Consider the following 24,916-nt stretch of genomic DNA (forward strand, 5'->3'; position numbering starts at 1 on the left):
CCGGTGGGAGGTTATACAAGAAGATGCGACTAGAGTCGGAACAATAAAGTTTCAAATATTTTTACGCAATACTCATATGGATATTCCTGGACGAAATGCCACTATCATGAGTTAAACAATACTATACCATTTCAAAACAACATTAGTAACTTTCCCAGGCAATAATAAAACGCTGTCTGATTGATCTTCAGACAGCGTTAATATTAACGTGTAAATTGCTTAAGGATATAAACCAAGCCTACAACCCATTCCCATACCGCTTCCCATTCGATTTCCTGCACCGCGTCCCATACCTTGTCCGCCCATGAGTCCGGAACAATTGCCAGTTCCATTACATAAGGCTTGATTGCTTTTTATTCTTTCATAGATTTGATCCGCCTGTTGTTGGGTTAATTGGCCATCCGTAACCCTTTGCTTAAGTATGGCCTTTTTTTGTTCTAACATTTGAGCTTGAAATTCTTCTAACTTTCCGGCTTCTTTAGCAATAGTCCCATAAGTTTTACCTGAAGCTCTTTCTTGATTGACATCAGTGATTGATTTTCCAGTGACACTTGCCGCTATGTCCGCAGGTGTCTGATATACAGCGGCATAAGCTGTCCCGGCAACCCCTAACATTCCCAACATAGTTAAGGTAACTGCAAGTTTTTTGTAGATTCTCATCAATCCACATCCTTTCAATAATTTATTGCAACTCAAGCTTACAAGGAAATTGTGGCAAAAATATGGCAAAACTTTGAACCTGTTTTGACATTAAGTGTGCCACAAATTTGTCACAACCATGAAACAAATTAATGGTAAAATTAATTGGAGTAGGGGGGATATTATGAAGAAGTTTCTTTTAATTGCCGATGATAATGAGGGTATCCTCGATATCTTAAAAACCTATGTGAGTAAAGAAGGCTATAATCCGATCGTTGCCCGTGATGGGGAAGAAACGCTCCTGAAATTTGCAGAGTATCAACCTGTGCTGATTCTCCTAGATGTTCTGATGCCTAAGAAAGATGGTTTTACAGTTTGCCGAGAAATCCGTCAAAATTCGTCAGTCCCAATTATTATGATTACAGCAAAAGGGGAAGATGGGGATCGAATCATGGGTTTAGATATCGGCGCAGATGACTATATTGTCAAGCCATTCAATCCCAGTGAAGTTATGGCTCGAGTCCGAGCAGTTCTTAGAAGGCTTGATATTTCAGAGGAACAAAGCGGCGACGTGATTCACTACCCTGGGCTTGTTATTAGTCTTTCAGATTATGAAGTACAAATTGAGGGACGGCCAGTTTCCTTAACGAAAAAGGAACTTGAACTTTTATGGGTTTTAGCCTCGAACCCGGGAAAAGTTTTTTCGAGAGACAACCTTCTCAACAGTGTTTGGGGCTATGAATATTTTGGTGATGCACGGACCGTAGATACTCATATTAAAAGACTGAGATCAAAAATGAACATTCCAGACAAACTTCCTTGGGATATTAAGACGATATGGGGTGTTGGTTATAAGTTCGAGTCTCAGAGTCGTTAATAAAATCAATAACTTAATAAAAAACAAACTGGCCGTTAAATTGGCCTTGAGTTTTATTGTAATAATCACTATTTGTATGATTACCATTGGTGCCTTATTTATGCAGCTTTTTAAGCAATATGCCTTTGAGAGCCGAGAAAAAACAATGGTTACAAGTGCGAGAAGCATCGCAGCCATGGCGGCTGAAGTGATGGGCAATTCTATAGGCAAGACAGCAGGCCCGAGTAATCCCCTGAGAGGTTTTGGCGGTTATCTTCGTTCACTCGACACCATCACTGAATCCAAGGTTTGGATTACGGATAACAAAGGCAATCCCGCCGAAATTTCCGGCCGCATGCAAGGGCAAGGAATGGGGCAAGGAATGGGGCAAGGCCGAGGATTTGGCTATGGAGCAGGACAGGGAGGGCCTATGGGAAGCGGTGCCGGACAAGGCATTTCGACGAATGCAGGTCCTTTGCCTCCAGAGGCTGAAAGAGTAATTCAGGATGTTCTTCAGGGCCAGGAATCTACCAGCGAAAGTTTTAGCAGCCTGTATCACGAAGCTACGATTACCGTTGGTGTTCCAATTTTTGATCATCAGCATAAAGTTATAGGAGCAGTCCTTTTACATACTCCTGTGACTGGAATCACCAGTGTTCTGAACAAGGCTGTTGGTATTCTAGCTGTCAGTCTATTAGTGGCGCTACTCTTAGCTGCGGCTTTGGGAGTCATGTACTCCATTCTTTTTACACGTCCTCTAAAAGCAATGAACCGCACGGCTCTTGAAATTACTAAGGGGAATTATCAGGCAAGGACAGGCATCACGCGAGACGACGAACTAGGTCAACTTGGGAATTCTCTCGATCTTTTAGCGAGAGAACTTGGTTCAACGATTAACCAACTCTTTCAGGAAAAGGGAAAACTCAAAGATATTATATCCAGCATTTCTGAGGGTATTATCGCATTTAATATTAATCTCGAGCCTGTAAGTGTTAATTTTGCTCTTGCAGACATCATGAATAGGAACGATCCTTATTCCTTAGACGATATTGACAGAGATTTGCAGGAGTTAGAGATAAAATCTAAAATGGTTCAAGTGATGAAAACTAAGGAAACTTTACAAATTCTCCGCACTCGGTCGGATAAGGTATTGCGATTTACGATTTCCCCTATCATTGATAAACATGATACCATTACCGGGTGTGTTGCTTCAGTTCAGGATATCAGCGAAAATGAGCGCCTCGAACAATTGCGTCGAGATTTCGTTGCAAATGTATCCCATGAATTTCGTACTCCTTTGACAGTCATCCGAGGGTACCTTGAAGCGATGGTTGATGGAACTCTGGATTCGCGAGTGGATTTTCAGCAGACTTACCAAAAAATGCTCCAGGAAACTCATGGTTTAGAACGACTAGTTAAGGATCTTCTCGAACTTTCTCAGCTTCAATCAGGTAAAATATCTATAAGCCAGGAAGTGATTCATTTTCCAAGCCTGCTTGAAGATACCATTAAAAATTTGCAAACACTTGCCGATAAAAAATCCATTAAATTAAGCTATTCCATTAGAGAAGAAGTTCCTCCTTTTATGGGAGACTACAATCGATTACGTCAGCTCATCATTATTTTCCTCGACAATGCCATCACTCATTCCCCCAATAATAGAGGAGTTTATATTGAGACCAATGTGGAGGATAAGAATGCTTTGATACTTCGGATAAAGGATGAAGGATATGGCATAGCTGCAGAGCAACTGCCGCATATTTGGGAACGCTTTTACAAAGGAGATCAGTCACGAAACAGTAAAGGGACAGGACTTGGTTTAGCAATTGCCAAGGCCCTAATTGAATTGCTGGAAGGTAAGATTGAAATCCATAGTGAGTTGAACCAAGGTACTAGGGTAACAATAAAGATTCCCCTTCAATTTCTCTCTTCCTCGATGGTCGAATAGCTCTTTGGGAATATTTCCTTAACAAAGCGCAGAGTCTAGTTTCAAGGCCAAAAATCAAGATAGGAAAGTTAAGGTGGATTCATGGGAAAAGTGATTATCGTTGAAGGAAAGACAGATAAGCAGCGGTTACAAGAAATTCTGGACGAACCTGTAGAAATTGCATGTACCTATGGCACCATAGGCGAAGATAAATTGGAAGAATTATTCTCTGTGTATAGTGAGGATGAGGTCTTTGTTCTGTTGGACGCAGATTATTCGGGGGACAAAGTCAGGCGTTTATTTAAACAGGACTTTCCCAATGTGCGTCACTTATATACTCATAGGATGTACCGTGAAGTGGCAACAACCCCCTATCATGTATTAGCCCAAATCCTTGAGGGCGCCCATTTTATTGTGAAATCTCCGGAGGATCAGGAGGATAATTAGATTTTATCACTGCAGCGTAAGATAAAACGACTGTAACGATTTGCCCTCGTTACGGTCGTTTTTACTAACACCCATTCATTGCAAAGGAGTACCATAGATCGCGAAAAAATCGATTGTTTCTAAAATCCATAAATTCCTTGGAATTTTGTTATTAATTGAATAAGAATTAAATATCTATAAGATAGGAATTTGTATTGAAGCTGCCAGGAAGTATTTCCATCGCACCTAGAAAACTTTTTAATTTGAATAGTAGGAATATTAAGATATATCTAGAATTATTAGGTAAGCTTTAATTAAATTAATTTGTATTAAGGAGGTTACCTATGAACGATGACGTGGTTTTAGAGGCTCGTTCGCGGGCTGGAAACAAATTTAAAGAAGGTTTTAATTGTTCGGAATCAATTCTTCATGCCTTTAACGAACTGCTTAACAATCCCCTAAGTTCTGAGAGCTTGAAAATGGCGACTGGGTTTGGAGGAGGGCTAGGGTATGCCGGCTGCATGTGCGGTGCCTTGACAAGTTCGGTGATGGTTTTGGGGCTTTACCAAGGACGCATCACTCACCAACAAGATCGGGAACCGCTCTATAATCTAGCCCACGAATTTCATGACCGTTTTTCCGACCAATTTGGAGGAACATGTTGTCGAGTTTTAAATCCCCACGATTTTGATTCCCCGGAACATTTAAAGCATTGTTTAAAACTGACGGGAGGAACTGCCAAACTTTTGATGGAGTTCATTTTGGAAAAAAAGCTGACATTAGCGGAGAAATAGCTGCTTTACATGAGGCAAAAACCTAAACGTAATCTTAGCACAATCCTATCTGTAGAAATCATGAGTTCTACTTAAAGGGTTGTGCTAAAATTTTGTTGTTGTTTCATACAACAACAATTGTCGCCTATATTCTTTCAGCTTATGGGACTGGGCTTTCGAGAATTACGAGAAAAGATGTCATTGCAACCTATATGAAGCTTATGACTGAGATACTAGCTATTGCTAAAAGCGGTTCGGATTTATTGATTAAAAATGGCTGGATGGAAAAGGTCCTAGAAACTGCAAATCGTCGAAAATTAACTCATTAATTTTGAGGGCAGAACTTATACATAATTACCCCAATAATAAAAAGAATGGGAATAAGGATAAAAAGAGCATGGATTCTCTTTTTTTATCCAATCGTAAGACTCCTACTTCTTGTAAGTGGGAGTGGGTTTCCCGTACGAGACATTTGTTATAAGGCGTTTAGAGGAATGCGTCACACTTTTCACAAAGTTGCCAATTCAAAGAGCGGCTTTTATTTCTGTTCGAATCATGGTATTATGCAAGCAAAGCCATAACAAGTTATCGATGATGTGAGAATACTTGGCAACAAGGTCATAGACAAAGCGCTATGGCCTTAAACATATTTTAGCAATTAAGCCTTAAAAACATATTTATAGTTCAAGGCAAATGAAGGTTGGAGGTAAGTATGGAATCACAAACTGTCAAGAGGATCTATGTTGAAAAAAAACCTGGTTATGATATCGAGGCTCAAGGATTATTAAGCGATCTGCGCGAAAACTTAGGCATCAATTCGTTGTCAGGTGTCCGGATTATCAATCGTTACGACATTTCCGGAATTACAGATGAAGAATACCAACAATCCTGCTCAATCATTTTTGCTGAGCCGCCTCTTGATTCAATTTACGATGAACGCTTGGATATCTCGGCTCAAGACAGAGCTTTTGCCATGGAATACCTCCCCGGTCAATATGATCAGCGGGCGGATTCAGCTGCTCAATGTCTTCAAATTCTTACGCAGAAGGAACGGCCGGCGATTGCTTCTGCAAAAGTTATTATTTTAACAGGCTCGTTAACTGAAGAAGATTTTCAAGCCATTAAACATTATTGCATCAATCCGGTGGAATCCAGGGAAGCTTCTTTAGCTAAGCCCAATTCTCTGGAATTTGAATCCGTCCTTCCGCCAAATGTAGAAGTGATTTCTGATTTTACGCAAAAATCACCGGAAGACCTAAGGAATTTTTTTCATGAAGCTGGTTTAGCTATGAGTTTTGAGGACTTGATGTTTTGTCAGTCCTATTTTCGTGATACCGAGAAGCGGAACCCAACGCTTACCGAAATTCGAGTCATTGACACATACTGGTCAGACCATTGCCGGCATACTACCTTTAATACCAAAATAGAAGAAGTTATCATCCCTTCAGGGGACTTTTCCGACCCTCTGCTTAAGTCCTATCAAGACTATCTAGCATCTCGGGATTTCGTCTATGCTGAAAAGAAAGACCATCGCGATATCTGCCTTATGGACCTGGCGGTTATAGGAATGAAAGAATTGAAAAAGAAGGGGCTGCTTACTGATCTCGATGAATCGGAGGAGATTAATGCCTGCAGTATAGTTGTTAACTTAGATCATGATGGCCAGTCTGAAGAGTGGCTAGTCATGTTTAAAAATGAAACTCATAATCATCCTACAGAAATAGAACCGTTCGGGGGCGCGGCAACTTGCTTGGGAGGAGCTATTCGTGATCCACTGTCAGGGAGGACCTATGTCTACCAGGCAATGCGCGTCACAGGAAGCGGCGATCCCAGAGGCAAACTGGAAGATACCTTAGAGGGGAAATTGCCTCAGCGAAAAATTACGCAGGGTGCGGCCGCCGGTTATAGCTCTTACGGCAACCAAATAGGATTGGCAACAGGACAAGTTGCCGAAGTCTATGATGAAGGTTTTATGGCTAAACGGATGGAAGTTGGGGCAGTTATAGCTGCGGCTCCCCGCAAAAATGTTGTCCGGGAGGTTCCAGAACCAGGAGATGTTGTCGTTCTGGTCGGCGGAAGAACCGGCCGTGACGGATGCGGCGGAGCAACGGGTTCGTCTAAAGAGCACACCTCGGAGTCTTTGTTAACCTGCGGGGCTGAGGTTCAAAAAGGAAATCCTCCCACGGAACGTAAGATTCAGCGCTTGTTCCGTAAGCCGGAGGTTAGTACGATGATAAAACGCTGCAACGACTTCGGAGCAGGCGGCGTTTCTGTCGCTATCGGAGAATTAACCGAGGGTTTAGAGATTAATCTCGACGCTGTTCCGAAAAAATATGAAGGACTGGATGGTACAGAACTGGCGATTTCTGAATCTCAAGAACGGATGGCTGTCGTCATCAGTGCAGAAAATTTAGAACCCTTTATTGCCTTTGCCCGCGAGGAAAACTTAGAAGCGACCTTAGTTGCTCATGTAAGTTCTAACCCAAGACTTAAAATGTCTTGGAGAGGTGAGACCATCGTTGATTTGAGCAGAGAGTTTTTAAATACCAATGGTATTAAACAAACGACTAAAGTACGGGTGAATCTGCCGGAGTCATCCCGTAATTACTTTAAAACGCTGCCCGCTGCCCTTAGTTCCTTCAACACTAAGACGAAGGATGCCAATCTGCTTGTCAAGGCATGGCTTACGAACTTACAGGATCTGAATGTATGCAGTCAGAAAGGTCTCGTGGAGAGGTTTGACAGCAGCATTGGCATGTCGACGGTGTTAATGCCTTTAGGCGGAAAATACCAGGCGACACCTGCTGAGGGAATGGTTGCCAAACTTCCGATGCAGAGCGGTGATTCGAAGGCTGCCACAGTAATGACCTATGGCTATAATCCACAGCTGGCCAAATGGAGTCCTTTCCACGGAGCTCTCTATGCTGTTGTCCATGCTGTTACTAAAATCGTCGCCTTAGGAGGAGACTACCGTAACGTTCGTTTAACCCTTCAAGAGTATTTTGAAAAACTCGGTTCTGATCCGGAAAAATGGGGAAAACCCTTCAGTGCTTTGTTAGGAGGGTTTTATGCTCAGAAAAAACTCCAAATACCGGCTATCGGCGGGAAAGACAGTATGTCAGGGACCTTTATGGATTTAAATGTACCGCCCACCTTAGTAGCCTTTGCCGTTAATGTTCTTGATGTGGACAAGGTTGTATCTCAAGAGTTCAAAAAAGTTGGCAGCAAGGTGGTCTTAATTCCTTCCCTGCGCGATAACCAAGAAATTCCTAACTTTGACCATCTTGCTAAAAACTACCGTAAAGTCTCTGAACTAATCCAAGCGGGATACGTTTTAGCTTCACACACCGTTGGCATGGGTGGAATTGCTGCTGCTGTCAGTAAAATGTCCTTCGGGAATCGCCTAGGGTTAACGATTACGGAACCAATGGACTTCCAGCGTCTCTTTAGCGCCGATTATGGATCTATCATTCTCGAAATTCAAGACTCCATTGAATTGGATCAGATCTTTGGGGATGTCGTCTATGAATTTCTCGGGACAACCCAGGATAATCCGATGCTTACAGTTAATGGATTTTCTTTTGCGATAGAAGAAGCCCAAAAGGCCTGGGAACAACCTTTAGAGAAAATCTTTCCTACTCTGACCGAAATCATGCCTGAACCAAGATCAATACGTTTTAATTCACGCAATATACAAAAACCATCCTTAAAAATTGCCAGACCGAAGGTCTTGATTCCTGTTTTTCCCGGTACCAACTGTGAATATGACTCAGCAAGAGCCTTTGAGAAAGCCGGAGCAGATGCAGAAACCCTAATCATCCGCAATTTAACACCTTCCGACGTAGAACAGTCCATTATGGAATTGACGAAAAAGATTGGTCAAGCCCAGATCGTCATGCTGGCAGGTGGTTTCAGCGCCGGAGATGAACCTGACGGTTCCGGTAAATTTATTGCCACAATGTTCCGAAACCCTCGGATTAAAGAGGCGGTTTCGGAGCTTTTAAACAAACGTGACGGGCTTATGCTGGGAATTTGTAATGGCTTCCAAGCGTTGATCAAGCTTGGCTTAGTACCTTACGGAGAGATATTAGATTTAACTTCAGAAGCGCCGACTCTGACTTACAATAAGATTGGCAGGCATGTTTCCTGTATGATTCAAACCAAAATTGTTTCCGTTTTATCGCCGTGGTTTAGCGGAGTGTCTCTCGGTGATATTCATACAATCCCGGTATCCCATGGAGAAGGGCGTTTTGTTGCTAGTCCAGAGGTCATTGAGACGTTGGAGGCCAAGGGACAAATTGCGACCCAGTATGTGGATTTCAAGGGTGACCCGAGCAACCACATTGAGTATAATCCCAATGGTTCATACGAGGCAATCGAAGGAATTACCAGTCCTGATGGAAGAATCTTAGGCAAGATGGCTCATTCTGAAAGAACGGGTTATGGAGTGGCGCTTAATATCCCCGGAGACAAATATCAGCCGATTTTTGCCGGCGGCGTAAATTATTTTAGAGGATAAATCTTAAGTATTTCCGCAGGTAAAGCCACCGAAATGGGTAAGGTTAAGCAAGGACGATATACAGTAATATTTTAAGAAAGCATTTCTTTTGCAGGGTTTCAGAATTGTATGTCGAAGACATATGCTTAGTCAATTTTTATGGGCATAATTTATCCGGTTTTTGCGACCCCCATTTCCATTAGTGGGGGGGGCTTCGTAAACTTCAGGCGGGGTAGAGTCCTCCTTCGCCGCTAAGCATCTCTATTGGGAAAGGCGGCTCGGCAATAATCTCCACTGGACATTATTGTATCTGAAGCCCCGATATTCAGCGTTAGCTGAACGAGTTCACTGTTATTGTTATTGAAAAATTCACACTGATCTTCAACACAAGAATTAGGAGATGAATGACTTGGAAAGTAAATTTGAAGCAGCTGTCGTAACAGAACAAGGTAAAACTATTGCGGTGATTTCAGTACAACGCCCCATCTTCCGTGACTCGGATAATGCGATTATGATTATTAAAGCTATGCTTCCGGTATTTCCTGGCATGCCGGTTGTCCTTATGACACTCGACCCCCAAGGAAATCCGGCTTATTTTGGCAGATCGGATCTTATACTTTTACTGGAATCCATCAACATTAAAGAAGCTGATTGGAAAGAGATAACTGCAGAAATAGATCTCAGCAAGACTTGCCCAACCAAAGAAGTGGAGGATGTATAAGATGATTTGATCTCCCTATCCCCAAAAACGTAGAGGAGGAAATTAGCTATGGAAAAATTTCTATTTGTGCTGAGTCGTGGACTAGAGGATCCTGTTCGCGCTACAAGGGCTTTTCAACTGGCGAAAGTCGCCAAGGAAAAAGGGCATGAAGTTAATATTTTCTTAGTTGATGATGCCGTTTCTTATGCAATTTTGGGACTGGCAGATGGTGTAACGGCACCGACAGGAGATAATGCGAAACAATATCTGGACTATCTCATCAGTCAAAATGTTTCCTTTTATGTATGCACTCCCTGTGCTCGAACCAGACTCTTTGGGGAGGATCAATTTATCAAAGGCGCACAATTATCAACCGCCGGTAAATTAATCGATCTGGCGGCAGAATCAAAAGTGTTCTCATTTTAATTGCCTGACCACTTTAAAAGGACATAATAAGTAAGGAACAGGAATATTAGCTGTACCCTATAGTTGGACACAGATAAGACGCTGTGTCGGCCAATCTATAGGGTATATTTTTATCCAATCGTAAGACTTCCACTTCTTAAGTGGGAGTAGGTCTCCCGAGTTCGCTTGCGATTTTCTTTCATTCATACCTCTTTAATAGTTACTTATCATTGATTAGTACTAGGCTAGTTTGGGTTACACTGAAGATATAAATTATCTATGATAAAGGAGAGATTTTCATGAACCGGTCATCTTCCTATATCTGCGTAACCCTGTTAGGTCTGTTGATTCTTCTAAGCGGATGTCATCAGTCATCATATCCAACGCCTGCGATTCCTTCAGCCGACAAGAACAGTACTGTTCTAGAAACCTCTAGCGTTCCAGTTTATCAGCGAATGGAAAAGGTTACCTCTCCTGAAGCGGCAATGCAGCTTCTTCTGGAAGGAAACCAGCGCTTTAAAGCAGGAAAGGTGTTAAATAAAGATATTAGTATAACCAGACGCACTGACTTATTGCGGAATGGGCAGCACCCCTTTGCAGTGATTGTCAGCTGTTCAGATTCAAGAGTCCCTCCCGAAATGTTATTTGATCAAGCTCTTGGCGATTTATTCGTCATCCGGGTGGCAGGAAATGTCATAACACCGGTTGAACTGGGGAGCGTTGAATATGCCGTTGAACATCTAAAGGTACCTTTAGTCGTCGTGCTTGGCCATGAAAGCTGCGGGGCGGTCACGGCTGCCGTAGAAGGAGGAGAAACGAAGGGAAGCATTTCTGCTGTGATTGCTAAAATTACTCCTTCAGTTATTCGAGCAGAGTCAGATGGCCTATCAGGAAACCCATTGATCGAACAATGCGTGAACTTGAATATTCAGAGCTCTGTTCAAGACCTTAAAAAGAGTCTAATCCTAAAAGAAGCGCTCGAGAAAAAACAGCTTCAAATTATTGGATCGAAATATGACTTGGACGAAGGGGGAGTATCAATTCTGAATTAGGGCAATGTCTTCAAGAAAGTTCTATAAAACTGAATTAAAGAATAATTAATACCATAGGCAGTAATGATCAAACTTCGATTGTTACTGCCTATATTTATGAAACTATCCATTAATTATGGCAGAATCAGGTGATCTCGCTCTTGCCAACTTGAAAACTGGATAAATATGCAATGCGATTATTGTAAATTGGTGTCGGAAAATTTTCTGTTGGAAAAGCCGATGTTCCAACTTTCTATATTTTATAATAAGAAATATGAAGCAAGCTTTATTATCTGAGCAAGGAACTGATTCGATCTGGAAAACAATTGCTAGTTATGAAAAAATTATCATCTGAAAAGGAGGGTAATCAATTATTAGTTTTAAGTGAACTGAAGAAAGGTAGGAATAAGGATGATTCGAAATTATACAAAGGCTTTGGCAGGGGTTGTGACGATGGCTTTTTTATTCCAAATGTATTCATTTCCCGTTTTGGCAGCTGAAAAGACTTCCACTTCTTCGACAATAGCCGTTTCCGTTGGAGTGACATCGCCTGAAATCACGCTAGAAAAAGCTCTTCAGATTGTAAAAGCAAATTTTAACATACCAAGTGATTTGTCAAACTTTACATCTAATTACAGTACCAATGACGAGCGGCAATCTTGGTCCCTTCATTGGAATAATCCGGATAAAGGCGGAGATTTTTCAGCTGAGGTAAATGCTGTTAATGGGGATATTTTGAGTATTAATAATTGGAAAAATGATGATCCGGCGTCAAGTTCAGGCCTTCCGAAGGTTTCCAAAGCTGAGGCCCAAAAAATCTGCGATTCGCTATTGACTCGGCTCTTGCCAGAGCGGGCCAAAGAGATCAAACAAATAACCAATGACCAAGAGGTTGTACCTCTTAATAATTACGGACCGGTTACCTATATGTTTCATTATCGGCGACTGGTTAACAATGTTCCTTTTGCGGGCAATGGTGTAGATATTCAAGTTTCCGGCAGTGACGGACACATCATTTCCTATATGCTAAATTGGAGTGATATTAACTTCCCGGAGAATAAAAATGCGATTAGTGAAGCTCAAGCGAATCAAGCTTTTGCTTCATTACCGTTTTTTAAACTTCAATATTGGATGCCCACACCTTACCGGATCCTGACAACGGGGCAAAAGCAAGATGCAAAACTCGTTTATCAATTATCCAGCCCGAGCGCTGGAGCGATTGATGCCCTGACAGGTGAACCTCTTAAGCTAAATCCCGGTGACTGGATTGCTCAGAACTCAGTGAATGGCGGCATGGGAGATAAAGCGAGTAGTACCAGTTCTGCTTTTCATAGTTCACAAAGCTTGACTCCTCAGGAACAGCAAGAGGTAGATAAGACCGCGAAACTCATAAAACAGGATGAAGCTATTGCAGATGTAAAACGTTGGCTTAGTATACCGGACAATTTAACTCTGCGAAGTGCGAACTTAAGTACCGACTGGCGCAACGGAAACAATAGTGTTTGGAGTTTTGATTGGTTCACCCCCAACCCGGAAACCTCTGAGGGTAAAGCTCAATATCTGAGCGCCAGAATCGATGCTGCAACAGGAGAATTATTGAGTTTTAATCGTGGCTATCAACCCTCAGAAAAAAGCGAACCCAAACTAGACCATACAGCTATGCAAAAAATAGCTGAGGATTTTCTTAAAAAAGTTCAGCCAAGCCGTTTTAGTCAAGTAACTTTTGATGCGGACGACAATAGTGATCAGGCTAAAAAAGCCGTTTTACTTTATAATGGGAACAATTTCACCTACCATCGCATTGTCAACGGAATTGATTTTTTCAATAATGTAATGACTGTTTCTGTAGAACCTACTGACGGGACCATTGTTAATTACGATTTGAATTGGTCAGAACCTGCTTTCCCTGATCCGACAGGAACATTAAGTAAAGATCAAGCAGTTCAGGATTTTTTAAATCTGTGTCCCATGACGTTGACCTATGTGCGAATTTATTCCAATGGGATTCCTGGAGATGTCCGCTTAGTATATCTTCCTAAGGCAGAGGATCAGAGTACTCAGACTTCGAATGTTCTTGATGCCAAGAGCGGAGAATTGCTCGATTTTCAAGGCCGACCCCTTGATAAAGGGCCAAAGCCTTACATCTTTAACGATATATCAGGAGTTGAAGGTGAGCAAGAAATCGTAGCCCTCGGAGATGCAGGCTTATTCACTGATTACGGGAATAGTTTTAAACCTAATGATAAGATAACTCTCGGTTCACTCTTAAGGGCTATGTATTTAAGCCGTTATGGTGTGATGGGCAATACCTCCTTGTCTGACATGGATATTTTGACCCAAGCCAAAGAACAAGGCTGGTTAAAAGAAAATCTGCAGTCAGGAGATTATGTCAGCCGCGAATTATTATGCAGACTTCTTCTGCGTTATCTTCAGCTTAATAAATTTGCCGAATTAAAAAATATCTATCAGGTAAATTACCAGGATGCGGCGGACATATCCTCTGATGCTTTAGGCTATGTCGCCGTGGCGACAAGCACGGGAATTGTCAACGTCAAAGGTCAGAATTTTGCTCCCAGCGAAGGTGTAAGTCGTGCTGAAGCCGCCGCTGATTTATTCAGAGCTCTGACCTGGCGCAACTAATTAGGCTCCATGCAAGTATAAGTCACTAGGCAGCCGTCTGCTCCAGAAGCTTGACGGCTGCCTAGTTTTCTTTGCGGGATCTATTTTTGAAGTGTTAAATAGCAGAATAGATTTAGCTCTCTTGATTAGCCCAACGAGTTTAGAAGGAATTGAACTAGAATTGTTGAATAATAGATAAATATGTTTGTGAAACTAGGGCAAGCAATAATTCGACAACGATCCAATCAACAAATCTAGTAAAGAGAGGGAAATGTTAAATGCCCAATCGTCAACGATTGATAGCTGAATTTCTAGAATTAGTAAAAATCGAATCTCCAACACGTCAGGAAAGAAAAATAGCTGACATCCTTAAAGAGCGTCTAAGTGATTTAGGCTTGACAGTGAGTGAAGATCAGGCTGGGGAGGCAATTGGCGGCAACTGCGGAAATATCTTTGGCTATTTGAAAGGTAATCTTTCGGAAGCTCCAACTCTATTATTATCTGCTCATATGGATACAGTGAAACCCTGTCAAAACATTGAACCCTTTCAGAAGGAAGGAATAATAGGCTCTGCCGGAGCAACAATTTTAGGGGCAGATGATAAATCCGGCCTTGTACCAATTTTGGAGGCTCTAAGAGTCATTAAGGAAGAAAACCTTCCTCACGGTGATATCCAAGTAATCTTTAACATTGCCGAAGAAGGCGGCCTGAATGGTTCCAAGAACCTTGATGTCTCAAAACTGAAAGCCGATTTAGGCTTTGTCTTAGATTCCGGGGGAACACCCGGAAAAATCATTCTTGAAGCTCCTGGCCAAGACAGAATTAATGTATCCATTAAAGGCAGAGCGTCCCATGCTGGAATTGTTCCTGAAGAGGGGATTAATGCTATTGTAGCCGCGGCGAAGGCCATCGCCAAAATTCCCTGTGGACGTCTTGACGGGGAGACAACTTCAAATGTTGGCACAATTCAAGGCGGTATAGCGACAAACATTGTGGCCGAAAATGCGGAGGTTGTCTGTGAATCAAGGAGTCGTGACTTAAATAAACTTGAGCGTCTGACTGCAGAAATCTGTGCAATCTTCCAAAACTCTGCGCAGGAGATGGGGGCTGAGTCAGAAATCAAGGTTCAGCGCTTATATACACCGTTTAAACTGGCTAAAGAATCAAATATTGCTGTTTTAGCGGCCAAAGCAGCGGAAGCGGCCGGCCTCACTCCTGAATTTATTGCCACCGGAGGAGGCAGTGATGCAAACAATTATAATAAGTACGGTGTTCCCTGTCTCGTATTATCTACGGGTATGGAAAAGCTTCATACAACGGATGAATACATTAGGGAAGAAGACCTGGTGAGAACTACGTGTCTTGTTCTGGAGATTATCAAAGCCACAAGTTTAAAAACTAAAGATTTAACAGTAAAAGACTAAAGATTATAGACAGGATATTAAGCTTTAGCTTTAATCAAAATGATTCGAATTAATTGCTATGGCGTTAAACTTAAAAGGCGTGACCATACGAAATATTGGATCGTTTAGAGATTTAACTGAATAGCCAAAAGCTCTTGCTCTTAATATTTAATGCTATTAGGAAAAGGGGCTGATTCTTTGGGCTTTATAACCGATAAATAGTAATTGCTAATAGAAATCTATATACAAAATTATAAATTAAGCCAAACTTGAGGAGTGTAGAGAACGTATGAAAAAAAGCAGTCTTTGGTTTAAAGTTATTCCCTTTCTTCTAGGGTTAGCCTTGATTGTCTCCGGATGTGGAACTGCTGCATCGTCGACAACAAAACAACCATCAGCAAAGGCGAGTACTCCCATAAAAATCGGTGTGCTGCCGATTGAAGATAATCTTCCTTTCTATGTGGCTGAAAAAGACGGACTTTTTGCCAAGGAAGGGGTTCAAGTTCAATTAGTTAGTTTCTCAAGCGCTGTTGAACGCGATACAGCCTTGCAGGCTGGTCAAATTGATGGCGAAGTTGCAGATCTGGTTGCAGTTGCTTTGCTTAAAAAAATTGGAACTGATGTAAAAATAGCGACAATTGGCCTTGGCGCCACCCCGCAAGAAGGGCGTTTTGCCATTTTGTCGTCACCCAAATCTAATATTCGTGACCTCCAAGGCCTAAAAGGAGCTACCTTGGGAATCTCCGAAAACTCTATTATTGATTATGTCAGTGATCAGATGCTCAAGGACAAAAGTGTACAACTAAGTGATGTCAAGAAGATGTCCATTCCTAAAATGCCTGTACGTCTGGATATGCTGCTTTCCGATCAAATTAATGCCGCTTGCCTGCCTGATCCCCTGGCTTCTTTGGCTCAGGCTAAGGGAGCACACTTAATTGCTGACGATACCTATCGCAATATATCGCAAACAGTGCTTTTGTTCCGCACGAAAAGCATTCAGGATAATCCCGAGGGTATAAAGGCTGCCGTTCGTGTTTACGGTTTAGCCGGACAAGCTTTAAGCAGTCATCCAGAGCAATACCGAAGTTTGTTTTTAGAAAAAGCTCAGGTTCCTGCCGCTATTCAACAGAGCTACAAAACACCAACTTTTTCTAAGCTGCAGCTGCCTACTCCAGAAGAAATAGATAGTGTCATGAAATGGATGGAAGACAAGAAGCTGATCCCCCAAGCGTACAGTTATAACGATTTAGTTGACAAAAACCTCGTGCCTAAAGAATAAGGAGAAACACAGCCCGTGATAGAAGTGACGAATTGTAATCTTGCCTATGTTCAAGGAACAACATCGGTAAAGATTTATAATGATTTTAACTTAACCATTGAGACTGGTGAAAGTCTTGTCCTTATCGGTCCTTCTGGCTGCGGAAAAAGTACCCTGCTCTATCTTCTCGCGGGATTACTACGACCGACGGGGGGAGAGATTACAATTGGCGGAGAACTCTTAAAAAAGACACGCCAGCAGACCGCCATGATTCTTCAAGAGTATGGCCTTTTTCCCTGGCTCAATGTTGAGCAAAACGTTCGACTTGGTTTGAAGGTACGACATCAGCCTAAAAGAGTCTACCAGAGCCTGGTCGATGAAATAATTCACAAAATGGGGCTGGCAGATGTCCGCCATCATTTTCCCAGTCAATTAAGCGGCGGACAAAAACAGAGAGTGGCTTTAGCAAGGGCCTTAACTCTTAAACCCGATCTGCTCTTGATGGACGAACCATTATCTGCCCTTGACGCCCTTACTCGTGAGCGCCTGCAGGAACTTTTACTGGAGATCTGGCAGGAAGAGAGGCTGACAACGGTTCTGGTCACTCATAGTATTGAGGAGGCTGTTTATCTAGGGAGCCGTATCTTAGTGCTTAAAAATGGCCGCCCAACAGAAATAGTAGGAGAAATTCATAATCCTCAAGTTGGACAAAAAGGTTATCGGCAGACCTCCGAGTTTTTTCAAAAGGCAACCTACATCCGTTCTCTCTTAGAAGGAGGAACGGCAGAATGAAACAAGGCCAGGATAACGTTCGAAAACAATTTTTGGGTTATTTGGGTGCCGGGTTATTTCTGCTGGCACTTTGGCAGTATGGTGCCTGGGCTCTTAAGACACCACTTTTACCAACACCAGGCGCAGCCATTAGAGCAACGCTGCGCCTATTGCACGGAGATCTTGGGGCACACCTTTGGATTAGTACTTACCGAGTTCTGGCTTCGACTTTAATTTCCCTGTGTTTGGGACTGCCCCTCGGTTTGGTGATGGGATTTGAGAAGAGGATTGACCGCTTTTTAGCTCCTTTAATTTACCTTCTTTACCCAATCCCTAAGATTGTCTTTCTTCCTCTAATTCTTTTACTTCTAGGCTTGGGAGATCAATCCAAGATTTTTCTCATTACTCTGATCGTCTTTTTTCAGATTCTTGTAACGACACGGGATGCCGTCCGCAAAATACCATCCGAAACAATTTCCTCCCTGCGTTCGCTGGGAGGAAACCGGGGGCAAATCTATCGTTATGTGCTCTTGCCTGCAAGTTTACCGGATGTTCTAACCTCACTGCGTCTCAGTATGGGAACGGCGATTGCCGTATTGTTTTTTGCCGAATCCTTTGCTACGACAAAGGGGTTGGGATATTTTATTATGGATGCCTGGAGCCGGGCGGCACCGGATGAAATGTTTGCCGGGATCATTATGATGGCTATCCTTGGGGTTGGCTTATTTATCATTGTCGATTTACTGGAGACTTTTTTATGTCGTTGGCAGCATGTCAATAATCGTAACTAACAAATCTGCCATGTTATGCATCATTAGTTTAGTAAACAGGATAAAAGTGAACCTCTCATTCTTTGAATGAGAGGCCTCTTATTATTTAAGATCTATTTCTAGTTCTTAAAATAAGAACAGACAATCCTTAATATGATATAATTTTAGAGATCTGGCATTAGTTACTATTAAGCTTTCCCTTAAAACAATCATCCTCTTTGCGGTCGGTCAGTTATTAGTTTAAGAGTTTGGCCTTAAACCATAAATTGAACTCGTTCAGCTAAAGCTGAAGGATGGACTCTCTCCCAAGGTATGGGAAGTACTCCCACTTAAGAAATGGGAGTCTTGCGATAGGATAAACCATAATAAATGACGCTTGTTTGATTATGAGAGGAGATTTTATGCTTCTTTTTAAAGATCTCATGTGGTTTTTTAAGCTGGAGAAAAAAAGCTACATATCCGGGATAGTTGTCCTAGTTCTCGTCGCCTTTCTTAATTTATTTCCTCCCTATGTAGTTCGAGTTATTATTGATGAAATCAGCCGCGGAGTCCTAACGTCAATATCGCTGCTTCATTGGACGTTGTTGCTTGTAGGGACTGGCCTGGTAGTTTATGTTTTGCGCTTTTCTTGGCGTTTAATGATTTTCGGGGCGGCCAGTCGTTTAAGCAGGCTGTTGAGAAAGCAACTTTTTGATCACTTTACCCTTATGTCCCCGCAGTTTTATCAAAAGCAGCGAACCGGTGATTTAATGGCCCATGCGACCAATGACATTCAAGCCGTTGAAATGACCGCCGGTATGGGAGTATTGACTCTGGTCGATTCTTTAACGACCGGCGGATTAGTGATTTTATCCATGGCTCTATTTATCAGTTGGAAACTCACGCTGATTACACTGTTGCCCATGCCGTTAATGGCTTGGTCTACGAGTCGTTATGGGACGATGCTCCATAAGAGGTTTCATCGAGCCCAAGCTGCCTTTTCCGATCTTAACGATAAAGTGCTGGAAAACATTAACGGCATGAGAGTTGTCAAAGCTTTCGGAGAAGAAGAGACAGAATTAGAAGCTTTTCGCAGCTTATCTGAGGATGTGGTAGAGAAGAACATTGCTGTTGCAAAAGTGGATGCTCTCTTTGATCCGACAATCCAGCTTATTATCGGGATTTCTTTTTTTCTGGCTCTTATTTTTGGTTCAATTGATGTAATTAATGGAAGTTTAACCTTTGGACAGCTCACTCAGTTTACTATTTATCTAGGCCAATTTATCTGGCCAATGCTCGCTTTCGGCTGGTTGTTTAACATCCTTGAACGGGGCAGAGCGTCCTATGACCGAGTAGATACCTTATTAAAGATTAACCAGAAGATCAATGAAAAGGATGGAGCTCTTGACCGATTCGACAATGGTGATGTCACTTTTGCCAAAGCTTCATTTACCTATCCCGGAGGAAAGACACCCATTTTGCAAAACATTAGTGTTCGGGTCCGACAGGGCCAAACTCTGGGAATTGTCGGTAAAACCGGGAGCGGGAAAACAACGTTCCTCCGGCTTCTTCTGCGCGAATTTGACCTTAATGATGGAGATCTTCAACTAGGAGGGACTTCAGTTTACGATGTAACTCTCCAATCGTTACGCAGTAAGATAGGTTATGTACCTCAAGATCATTTTCTTTTCTCCACTACTATTGTTGAAAATATTGCCATGGGGAAACCGGAGGCCTCTTTTGCCGAAATCCAGAATGCGGCAGGAATTGCCGACATTCACGACGATATTTTGGGTTTCCCAGAAGGATATAATACGTTGGTTGGGGACAGAGGGGTTACTCTTTCTGGCGGGCAAAAGCAGAGGATTTCCATTGCCAGAGCACTTTTGTTGGAACCGGAAATTCTTATTTTAGACGATTCTTTATCAGCTGTTGATGCGAAAACAGAAAAGTCAATTTTAGAGAGTCTGCGCCAAATGCGGGTTCAAAAAACCACGTTTATATCGTCACATCGTCTTAGCGCTGTCGAAGAAGCAGACCTAATCATCGTGCTTAAAGACGGACAAATCAGCGAACAAGGTTCTCATTCAGAACTGATGGCACTCAATGGCTGGTATGCTGCCACTTATCGAAGACAACAGCTGGAATCCTTGCTTGAAGAGGGGGCGGAACATTAAGATGGTGATTCGACGCTTGCTTAACTATCTTGTCCCCCATAAAAAAGCTTTAACGGTTGCTTCTTTCCTCCTAATCCTTGCTACCTTTTCGGATGTCATCGGTCCTGTTTTGGTTAAGATTTTTCTCGATCAGCACTTAGTGCCGCGTTCCTTTAATCGGGGGTCACTAATCATCTTAGCCTCAAGTTATCTTGGCTTGAACATACTGTCGGCAATATTGCAGTATCGTCAATTAGTCAGTTTTAATGAAATTGCTCTCAAAATTGTCCAGCAGCTGCGAATTGATGTTTTCAGCCATGTACAGCATCTGGAATTTAGGGTTTTTGACAAAACTCCGGCCGGTGCCTTAATTTCTCGCATAACTAACGATACGGAAGCCATTAAAGAGCTGTTTGTGGGAGTTTTGGCTGCTTTCGTCCAGAATGTGGTGTTTATGCTTGGCGTTTTTGTGGCTATGTTTTACTTAGATGTGCGTCTAGCCTCTTTTTGCCTGATCCTTCTTCCTATTATTATCATCCTCATGATTTCATACCGCAAAGTTAGTACCAAGGTTTACCGTAGATTACGCAAAGAACTTAGTTATCTCAATGCCAAACTGAATGAATCCATCCAGGGAATGTCTATTATCCAGGCTATGCGCCAGGAGAAGCGCTTTCGTCAGGAATTTCAGACCATCAACGATAATTACTATCGGGAAGCAATGGCTAACATTCGTTTAGAAAGTTTGTTTGTTCGTCCGGCTGTTGACCTGATCTATACTTTGGCCCTAATCATTGTCTTAAACTATTTTGGGCTCCAATCCTTGACGGGGCCAATTGAAATCGGGGTACTGTACGCTTTTATCAACTACCTGGACCGTTTCTTTGAACCTGTCAATATGATGATGCAGCGTCTGTCTCAATTTCAACAATCTTTAGTTGCTGCTGAACGGGTTTTTGAATTATTGGATGATCACCGAATCACCTCGAAGGTCACTGCGCCGGATTCACCTGCCATAAGTCAGGGAAAGATAGAATTTAAAAATGTCAGTTTCGCTTATGATAGTGATGCCAGGGGAGCAATGGCCTTAAAATCAATCAGTTTTACTGCCTATCCAGGGCAAACTGTCGCTTTAGTCGGGCATACAGGCAGCGGCAAGAGTACCATTGCCAATCTGCTCATGAGGTTCTATCCGGTCACTCACGGCGAAATTCTCATCGACGGAATTCCTTTATCTAACCTCTCTGATCAGGAACTGCGGTCAAAAGTAGGACTTGTGGCTCAAGATCCCTTTCTATTCGTTGGTACTATTTCCAGTAATGTTGTTCTTTCCAGATCGGAAGTTAAAGAAACAGAAGTTCGAGACGCTGTTTCTTTCGTTCAAGCCGAAAGCTTTATAGGCAGGCTGCCTCAGGGACTTCAGGAGCCGATGGGTGAACGGGGGGCAACGTTATCCAGCGGACAGCGTCAACTTATCTGTTTTGCCCGGACTATTGCCGGTAATCCCAAGATTCTCGTTTTAGATGAAGCCACAGCCAATGTAGATACAGAAACAGAAGAAGCCATCCAAAACGCTTTAAGAAAGATGCGTCAGGGACGAACAACCATCGCTATTGCTCATCGGCTTTCAACGATTCAGGATGCCGATCTTATCTTAGTCCTCCACCATGGTAAAATTGTGGAGAGGGGGACTCATGCTGAACTCTTGGCTCAAGAAGGGTTATATTACAAGATGTTTATTCTGCAGCATGGGAGCAAAGATAAAGAAGAATAGTCAGTGAACTCGTTCAGCTAAAGCTGAACATCGGGGCTTCGATGGCGAAAGTCTCCAGTGGAGAAGGTATGGGATCATCCTCACTTGAAGAAGTGGCTATGTTATTAATGCCAGCGGAGTTCATAAGTTAGGTATTTTTGTCACTTGGTATTATGAACCAGGCCACAAGATAGGCCAAAAAACCTGTTCCACCCACTAAAAGAAGAAGTAAAGCACCTATCCTAACAAGACTGGGATCCAAATCTAAGTATTCAGCTATTCCGCCGCATACGCCGCCAAGCTGTCGATCTTGACTCGATCTATACAAACGTCTCGACATAAGATTTCCTCCTTTACCTTTAGGAAGTCTCTTGGGCCTAAGTGAACTCGTTCAGCTAAAGCTGAAGTTAACGAAGGGCCTTAAAAACTGGATAAATATAATCTCTCACTTTAATATGCATGAGGACGTAGAGATGTGACTAAGACGATAAAAATTTAAAATACGGGATATCCTGATTTTGTTACGAGATTACCTTAAGGATAAAGAAAACTTGGCACCAAGCCTCTGGTGCAGGCGGCTGCCTAGATGCACTTACTTTCCGATAGTAAAATAAAAAAGTCTAAGGCTTGTCTTTATAAAACTAGCCTTAGACTTTCCTATTTATGATAAAATCATGGTAAAAAATCTTCTAGGGTTATTCGGGAAGGAAGGTAGCGCAATCTGTCATTGTAGTAGTTGTTGCATTGGGGGATTGAACTTCGATTTTCTCTGCATGGCAATGATCTCCTGTACCATAATAATGACAGGTGTTAACAACACATTTAATTCCGGTATTAGGTTGAGGCATTTTCTTAACATTCATGTGGGCTATTCCTCCTTAAATTTAATTCTCTATTAGATTCTCCAGAATTAGAGTTTTAATGAATCCATTTACTTGTAAGACAGTAATAAGAATATATTGATGGTATAATATGGTACATGCTTGATTTATAGAGATAATTAAAAAATATGATGATAATAAGGAGGATTTAAGCTTGAGAAAAGTATTGGGAATTGTGGCTTCCCAGCGAAAATTAGCCAATGGGGAAATTCTGATTAAAGAAGCCGCCGCTTCCGTGGGAGAGGAGGTGCAGCTGGACCTAGTAAAGTTGACAGAGTTAAAGCTGCTGCCGTGTAAAGCTTGTTATGCCTGCTTAGGCCAGGATAAGCGCTGTTCCTTGGATGATGATTTATATTCCTTATTTGACCGGATCAAAGAAGCCGATGGAGTTATTTTTTCGTCGCCCTGCTACGCTTTGGGTCCCGCAGGAATTACAAAACTTTTCGGAGACCGGATTATCGCTCTTGCTCAACAAATTGATCAGATTTGGGGAAAGCCTTGTGTAATTATCGGGACAGCTGGAATAAAAGGTTGGGAAGGGTATACTCTTTCTGCCCTTATTACTTATGCACGGTTTTTGGGGTTGAACGTTAAAGACGCCCATATGTTTATCGGTGCTCTTCCTGGTGAAGCCTTAGTTGATCCGGAAGGCAAAGAGCGAATTAAAGCTCTCGGACAATCCTTGTTCGGTAATCCTCATCAGCTGGAAACCGGACGATGTCCTACCTGTTGGTCTGATCTCTGGAAATTCCCTGCTCCCGATCACGCTCTATGTCCCTTTTGCGGCCAAGAAGCGACGATCTTGCCCTCGGATCAGGGGAATTCCTGGCATTGGGAGTTTGGTCCTTCCGGCAGCCGCTTGACAAAAGATTATTTGAAGGAACATTTTCAAGTCTGGCTGAAAGACCAAGTTCAAGAATTTGTCAAGAGGCGTAAAGAATTAGCTCTGATTAGAAATCAATATAGGAGCTAATGCTCAGCAGGAGGCGGCTTTTGGTAGGTCGAAGATTCAAAAAACTCTTGTAATCTCAACCTCTATGGATTAAAATACGATTAATTAAAGACATTATAGGTGCCCTTAATAAGGGAGAATAGGGAACTGGGTGAGAATCCCAGACGGACCCACCACTGTAAACGAGGAGACTTATGCTTAAGCCACTGGGAAGCCGGGAAGGCGTATAAGTCGTTGATTCTAAGTCAGGAGACCTGCCTATAATGTAGAACATGAATCAAGGCAAAGTTCATGGTCAAAATTCTGTCTTTCAAGGCGGATTTATGACTATGAACTTTTTGTTTTGTTTGGGGAAAGGAGTTGAATAAGAGTTGGGGTATCAGGGGCGGGATATTGAAGCTGTTTTAATTAATCCGGAACAATATCTCATTGTGTCTTGTGATTCCTGTGGAGCAATTGGACAGAAGGATTTCGATGTCGTTAAAGTATCTTGGCGAGTTACAGGAAGAATGACCACGAGGGTTGCCTTATCAGAAGTCTTAGCTGTGGGCGCAGAGCCTCAAATTATGACCGTTGCCATTTCTAACGAACCCGATCCAGCAGGTGATGAACTATTAAAGGGGGTGAAAGAAGAATTAGCTTTTGCCGGTCTTTCTCTCTCCATGGCTGTAAGCACTGAGAAAAATATGCCAACCCAGCAGACTGGCCTTGGTATCAGTGTTATTGGTACTGTTGCTAAAGATCGGCTGCGTATTGGAACTTCACAAGCCGGAGATCAGGTATATTGTTTGGGTTTGCCGAAAGTTGGCTCAGAACTTAGCGATCCTGAGGACCCGGAAATAGTACAGATCATGGAGATAAGAAAACTCTTGGCAACTCCCGGGATCCATGACATTATTCCTGTAGGCTCAAAAGGGATTTTAACAGAAGCCCAGCAGCTTGCCTCAAACGCTAAACGGCAATTGTTTATTCATCAATCCTGCGGTTTAGACTTAAGTAAATCCGCCGGTCCGTCGACATGTCTTGTTTTCTCGGCATCTTCAGCTATTAGAGGAGACTTTATCACTTCGAACCTAAATCAATTAATGCTGGTCAAAATTGGTGAGCTGATATATTAAA

General features: G+C 42.4%; 21 protein-coding genes and 1 riboswitch. Of the genes, 18 read left to right on the forward strand and 3 right to left on the reverse strand.

Annotation, left to right across the window (positions count from 1 at the left end; genetic code table 11):
* Positions 1–219: 219 nt before the first annotated feature.
* The gene (locus B5771_RS06360) at positions 220–660 is read right to left on the reverse strand and encodes a DUF2680 domain-containing protein (protein WP_088186780.1); all 441 of its coding nucleotides are present in this window, start codon (positions 658–660) and stop codon (positions 220–222) included.
* 163 nt (positions 661–823) lie between these two features.
* Here B5771_RS06360 and B5771_RS06365 point away from each other — a divergent pair, with 163 nt between their 5' ends.
* From B5771_RS06365 to B5771_RS06440, 16 genes are all read left to right on the forward strand, one after another.
* Entirely contained in the window at positions 824–1,516 is a 693-nt protein-coding gene (locus B5771_RS06365) for a response regulator transcription factor (protein WP_047810681.1), read from the forward strand.
* Entirely contained in the window at positions 1,482–3,443 is a 1,962-nt protein-coding gene (locus tag B5771_RS06370) for an ATP-binding protein (protein WP_348982938.1), read from the forward strand. The genes B5771_RS06365 and B5771_RS06370 overlap by 35 nt, the downstream gene beginning before the upstream one ends.
* A gap of 81 nt (positions 3,444–3,524) precedes the next feature.
* Complete coding sequence (locus tag B5771_RS06375) at positions 3,525–3,869, forward strand: toprim domain-containing protein (protein ID WP_088186781.1); 345 nt, start codon at positions 3,525–3,527, stop codon at positions 3,867–3,869.
* A 323-nt stretch (positions 3,870–4,192) separates the two neighbouring features.
* On the forward strand, positions 4,193–4,642 hold the full coding sequence (locus tag B5771_RS06380) for a C-GCAxxG-C-C family (seleno)protein (RefSeq protein WP_088186782.1): 450 nt from the start codon (positions 4,193–4,195) through the stop codon (positions 4,640–4,642).
* 92 nt (positions 4,643–4,734) lie between these two features.
* The gene (locus tag B5771_RS06385; protein WP_242966763.1) at positions 4,735–4,950 is read left to right on the forward strand and encodes a DUF3231 family protein; all 216 of its coding nucleotides are present in this window, start codon (positions 4,735–4,737) and stop codon (positions 4,948–4,950) included.
* 383 nt (positions 4,951–5,333) lie between these two features.
* Entirely contained in the window at positions 5,334–9,140 is a 3,807-nt protein-coding gene (locus B5771_RS06390) for a phosphoribosylformylglycinamidine synthase (RefSeq protein ID WP_088186784.1), read from the forward strand.
* Between the two features lie 379 nt (positions 9,141–9,519).
* Positions 9,520–9,840 (forward strand): hypothetical protein, encoded by a 321-nt coding sequence (locus B5771_RS06395; RefSeq protein ID WP_242847162.1) that lies wholly within the window; start codon positions 9,520–9,522, stop codon positions 9,838–9,840.
* A gap of 48 nt (positions 9,841–9,888) precedes the next feature.
* Entirely contained in the window at positions 9,889–10,245 is a 357-nt protein-coding gene (locus B5771_RS06400; RefSeq protein ID WP_047810686.1) for a DsrE family protein, read from the forward strand.
* Positions 10,246–10,523: 278 nt separating this feature from the next.
* Entirely contained in the window at positions 10,524–11,276 is a 753-nt protein-coding gene (locus B5771_RS06405) for a carbonic anhydrase (RefSeq protein WP_088186785.1), read from the forward strand.
* Between the two features lie 390 nt (positions 11,277–11,666).
* Positions 11,667–13,895 carry a YcdB/YcdC domain-containing protein gene (locus B5771_RS06410; protein WP_088186786.1) on the forward strand — a complete coding sequence of 743 codons (2,229 nt, stop codon included), beginning with the start codon at positions 11,667–11,669 and terminating at the stop codon, positions 13,893–13,895.
* 257 nt (positions 13,896–14,152) lie between these two features.
* Positions 14,153–15,298: a M20/M25/M40 family metallo-hydrolase gene (locus B5771_RS06415; protein WP_088186787.1), complete on the forward strand. Its 1,146-nt coding sequence runs from the start codon at positions 14,153–14,155 to the stop codon at positions 15,296–15,298.
* Positions 15,299–15,566: 268 nt separating this feature from the next.
* On the forward strand, positions 15,567–16,556 hold the full coding sequence (locus B5771_RS06420) for a MetQ/NlpA family ABC transporter substrate-binding protein (RefSeq protein ID WP_088186788.1): 990 nt from the start codon (positions 15,567–15,569) through the stop codon (positions 16,554–16,556).
* A gap of 15 nt (positions 16,557–16,571) precedes the next feature.
* Entirely contained in the window at positions 16,572–17,327 is a 756-nt protein-coding gene (locus B5771_RS06425) for an ABC transporter ATP-binding protein (RefSeq protein WP_088186789.1), read from the forward strand.
* Complete coding sequence (locus tag B5771_RS06430) at positions 17,324–18,097, forward strand: ABC transporter permease (RefSeq protein WP_088186790.1); 774 nt, start codon at positions 17,324–17,326, stop codon at positions 18,095–18,097. Before B5771_RS06425 ends, B5771_RS06430 begins: the two co-directional genes overlap by 4 nt.
* Positions 18,098–18,477: 380 nt before the next feature.
* The gene (locus B5771_RS06435; protein ID WP_088186791.1) at positions 18,478–20,232 is read left to right on the forward strand and encodes an ABC transporter transmembrane domain-containing protein; all 1,755 of its coding nucleotides are present in this window, start codon (positions 18,478–18,480) and stop codon (positions 20,230–20,232) included.
* Between the two features lies 1 nt (position 20,233).
* Positions 20,234–21,985, forward strand: coding sequence for an ABC transporter transmembrane domain-containing protein (locus B5771_RS06440; protein WP_088186792.1), 1,752 nt, complete (start codon positions 20,234–20,236; stop codon positions 21,983–21,985).
* A 127-nt stretch (positions 21,986–22,112) separates the two neighbouring features.
* On the opposite strand, the gene B5771_RS06445 is transcribed toward B5771_RS06440, so the two are convergent.
* Positions 22,113–22,304: a PspC domain-containing protein gene (locus B5771_RS06445; protein ID WP_088186793.1), complete on the reverse strand. Its 192-nt coding sequence runs from the start codon at positions 22,302–22,304 to the stop codon at positions 22,113–22,115.
* Positions 22,305–22,659: 355 nt separating this feature from the next.
* Positions 22,660–22,827, reverse strand: coding sequence for a DUF1540 domain-containing protein (locus B5771_RS06450; RefSeq protein ID WP_083996164.1), 168 nt, complete (start codon positions 22,825–22,827; stop codon positions 22,660–22,662).
* A gap of 172 nt (positions 22,828–22,999) precedes the next feature.
* Between B5771_RS06450 and B5771_RS06455 the strand changes: the two genes are divergently transcribed.
* Both B5771_RS06455 and B5771_RS06460 read left to right on the forward strand, forming a co-directional pair.
* Positions 23,000–23,818, forward strand: coding sequence for a flavodoxin family protein (locus tag B5771_RS06455; RefSeq protein ID WP_088186794.1), 819 nt, complete (start codon positions 23,000–23,002; stop codon positions 23,816–23,818).
* Between the two features lie 80 nt (positions 23,819–23,898).
* A riboswitch (cobalamin riboswitch) is annotated at positions 23,899–24,074 on the forward strand.
* 94 nt (positions 24,075–24,168) lie between these two features.
* Positions 24,169–24,915: an AIR synthase related protein gene (locus B5771_RS06460; RefSeq protein ID WP_088186795.1), complete on the forward strand. Its 747-nt coding sequence runs from the start codon at positions 24,169–24,171 to the stop codon at positions 24,913–24,915.
* Position 24,916: the final 1 nt, after the last annotated feature.

Origin of the sequence: Desulfosporosinus sp. FKA, from assembly GCF_002196785.1 — a bacterium.
Classification (GTDB): Bacteria; Bacillota; Desulfitobacteriia; order Desulfitobacteriales; family Desulfitobacteriaceae; genus Desulfosporosinus; species Desulfosporosinus acididurans.

Coding starts and splice junctions, on each gene's coding strand:
- B5771_RS06400 (WP_047810686.1), top strand. CDS start 9,889: ATGGAAAAATTTCTATTTGTGCTGAGTCGTGGACTAGAGGATCCTGTT.
- B5771_RS06430 (WP_088186790.1), top strand. CDS start 17,324: ATGAAACAAGGCCAGGATAACGTTCGAAAACAATTTTTGGGTTATTTG.
- B5771_RS06360 (WP_088186780.1), bottom strand. CDS start 660: ATGAGAATCTACAAAAAACTTGCAGTTACCTTAACTATGTTGGGAATG.
- B5771_RS06445 (WP_088186793.1), bottom strand. CDS start 22,304: ATGTCGAGACGTTTGTATAGATCGAGTCAAGATCGACAGCTTGGCGGC.
- B5771_RS06405 (WP_088186785.1), top strand. CDS start 10,524: ATGAACCGGTCATCTTCCTATATCTGCGTAACCCTGTTAGGTCTGTTG.
- B5771_RS06420 (WP_088186788.1), top strand. CDS start 15,567: ATGAAAAAAAGCAGTCTTTGGTTTAAAGTTATTCCCTTTCTTCTAGGG.
- B5771_RS06440 (WP_088186792.1), top strand. CDS start 20,234: ATGGTGATTCGACGCTTGCTTAACTATCTTGTCCCCCATAAAAAAGCT.
- B5771_RS06390 (WP_088186784.1), top strand. CDS start 5,334: ATGGAATCACAAACTGTCAAGAGGATCTATGTTGAAAAAAAACCTGGT.
- B5771_RS06450 (WP_083996164.1), bottom strand. CDS start 22,827: ATGAATGTTAAGAAAATGCCTCAACCTAATACCGGAATTAAATGTGTT.
- B5771_RS06435 (WP_088186791.1), top strand. CDS start 18,478: ATGCTTCTTTTTAAAGATCTCATGTGGTTTTTTAAGCTGGAGAAAAAA.
- B5771_RS06365 (WP_047810681.1), top strand. CDS start 824: ATGAAGAAGTTTCTTTTAATTGCCGATGATAATGAGGGTATCCTCGAT.
- B5771_RS06375 (WP_088186781.1), top strand. CDS start 3,525: ATGGGAAAAGTGATTATCGTTGAAGGAAAGACAGATAAGCAGCGGTTA.
- B5771_RS06415 (WP_088186787.1), top strand. CDS start 14,153: ATGCCCAATCGTCAACGATTGATAGCTGAATTTCTAGAATTAGTAAAA.
- B5771_RS06410 (WP_088186786.1), top strand. CDS start 11,667: ATGATTCGAAATTATACAAAGGCTTTGGCAGGGGTTGTGACGATGGCT.
- B5771_RS06395 (WP_242847162.1), top strand. CDS start 9,520: ATGAATGACTTGGAAAGTAAATTTGAAGCAGCTGTCGTAACAGAACAA.
- B5771_RS06380 (WP_088186782.1), top strand. CDS start 4,193: ATGAACGATGACGTGGTTTTAGAGGCTCGTTCGCGGGCTGGAAACAAA.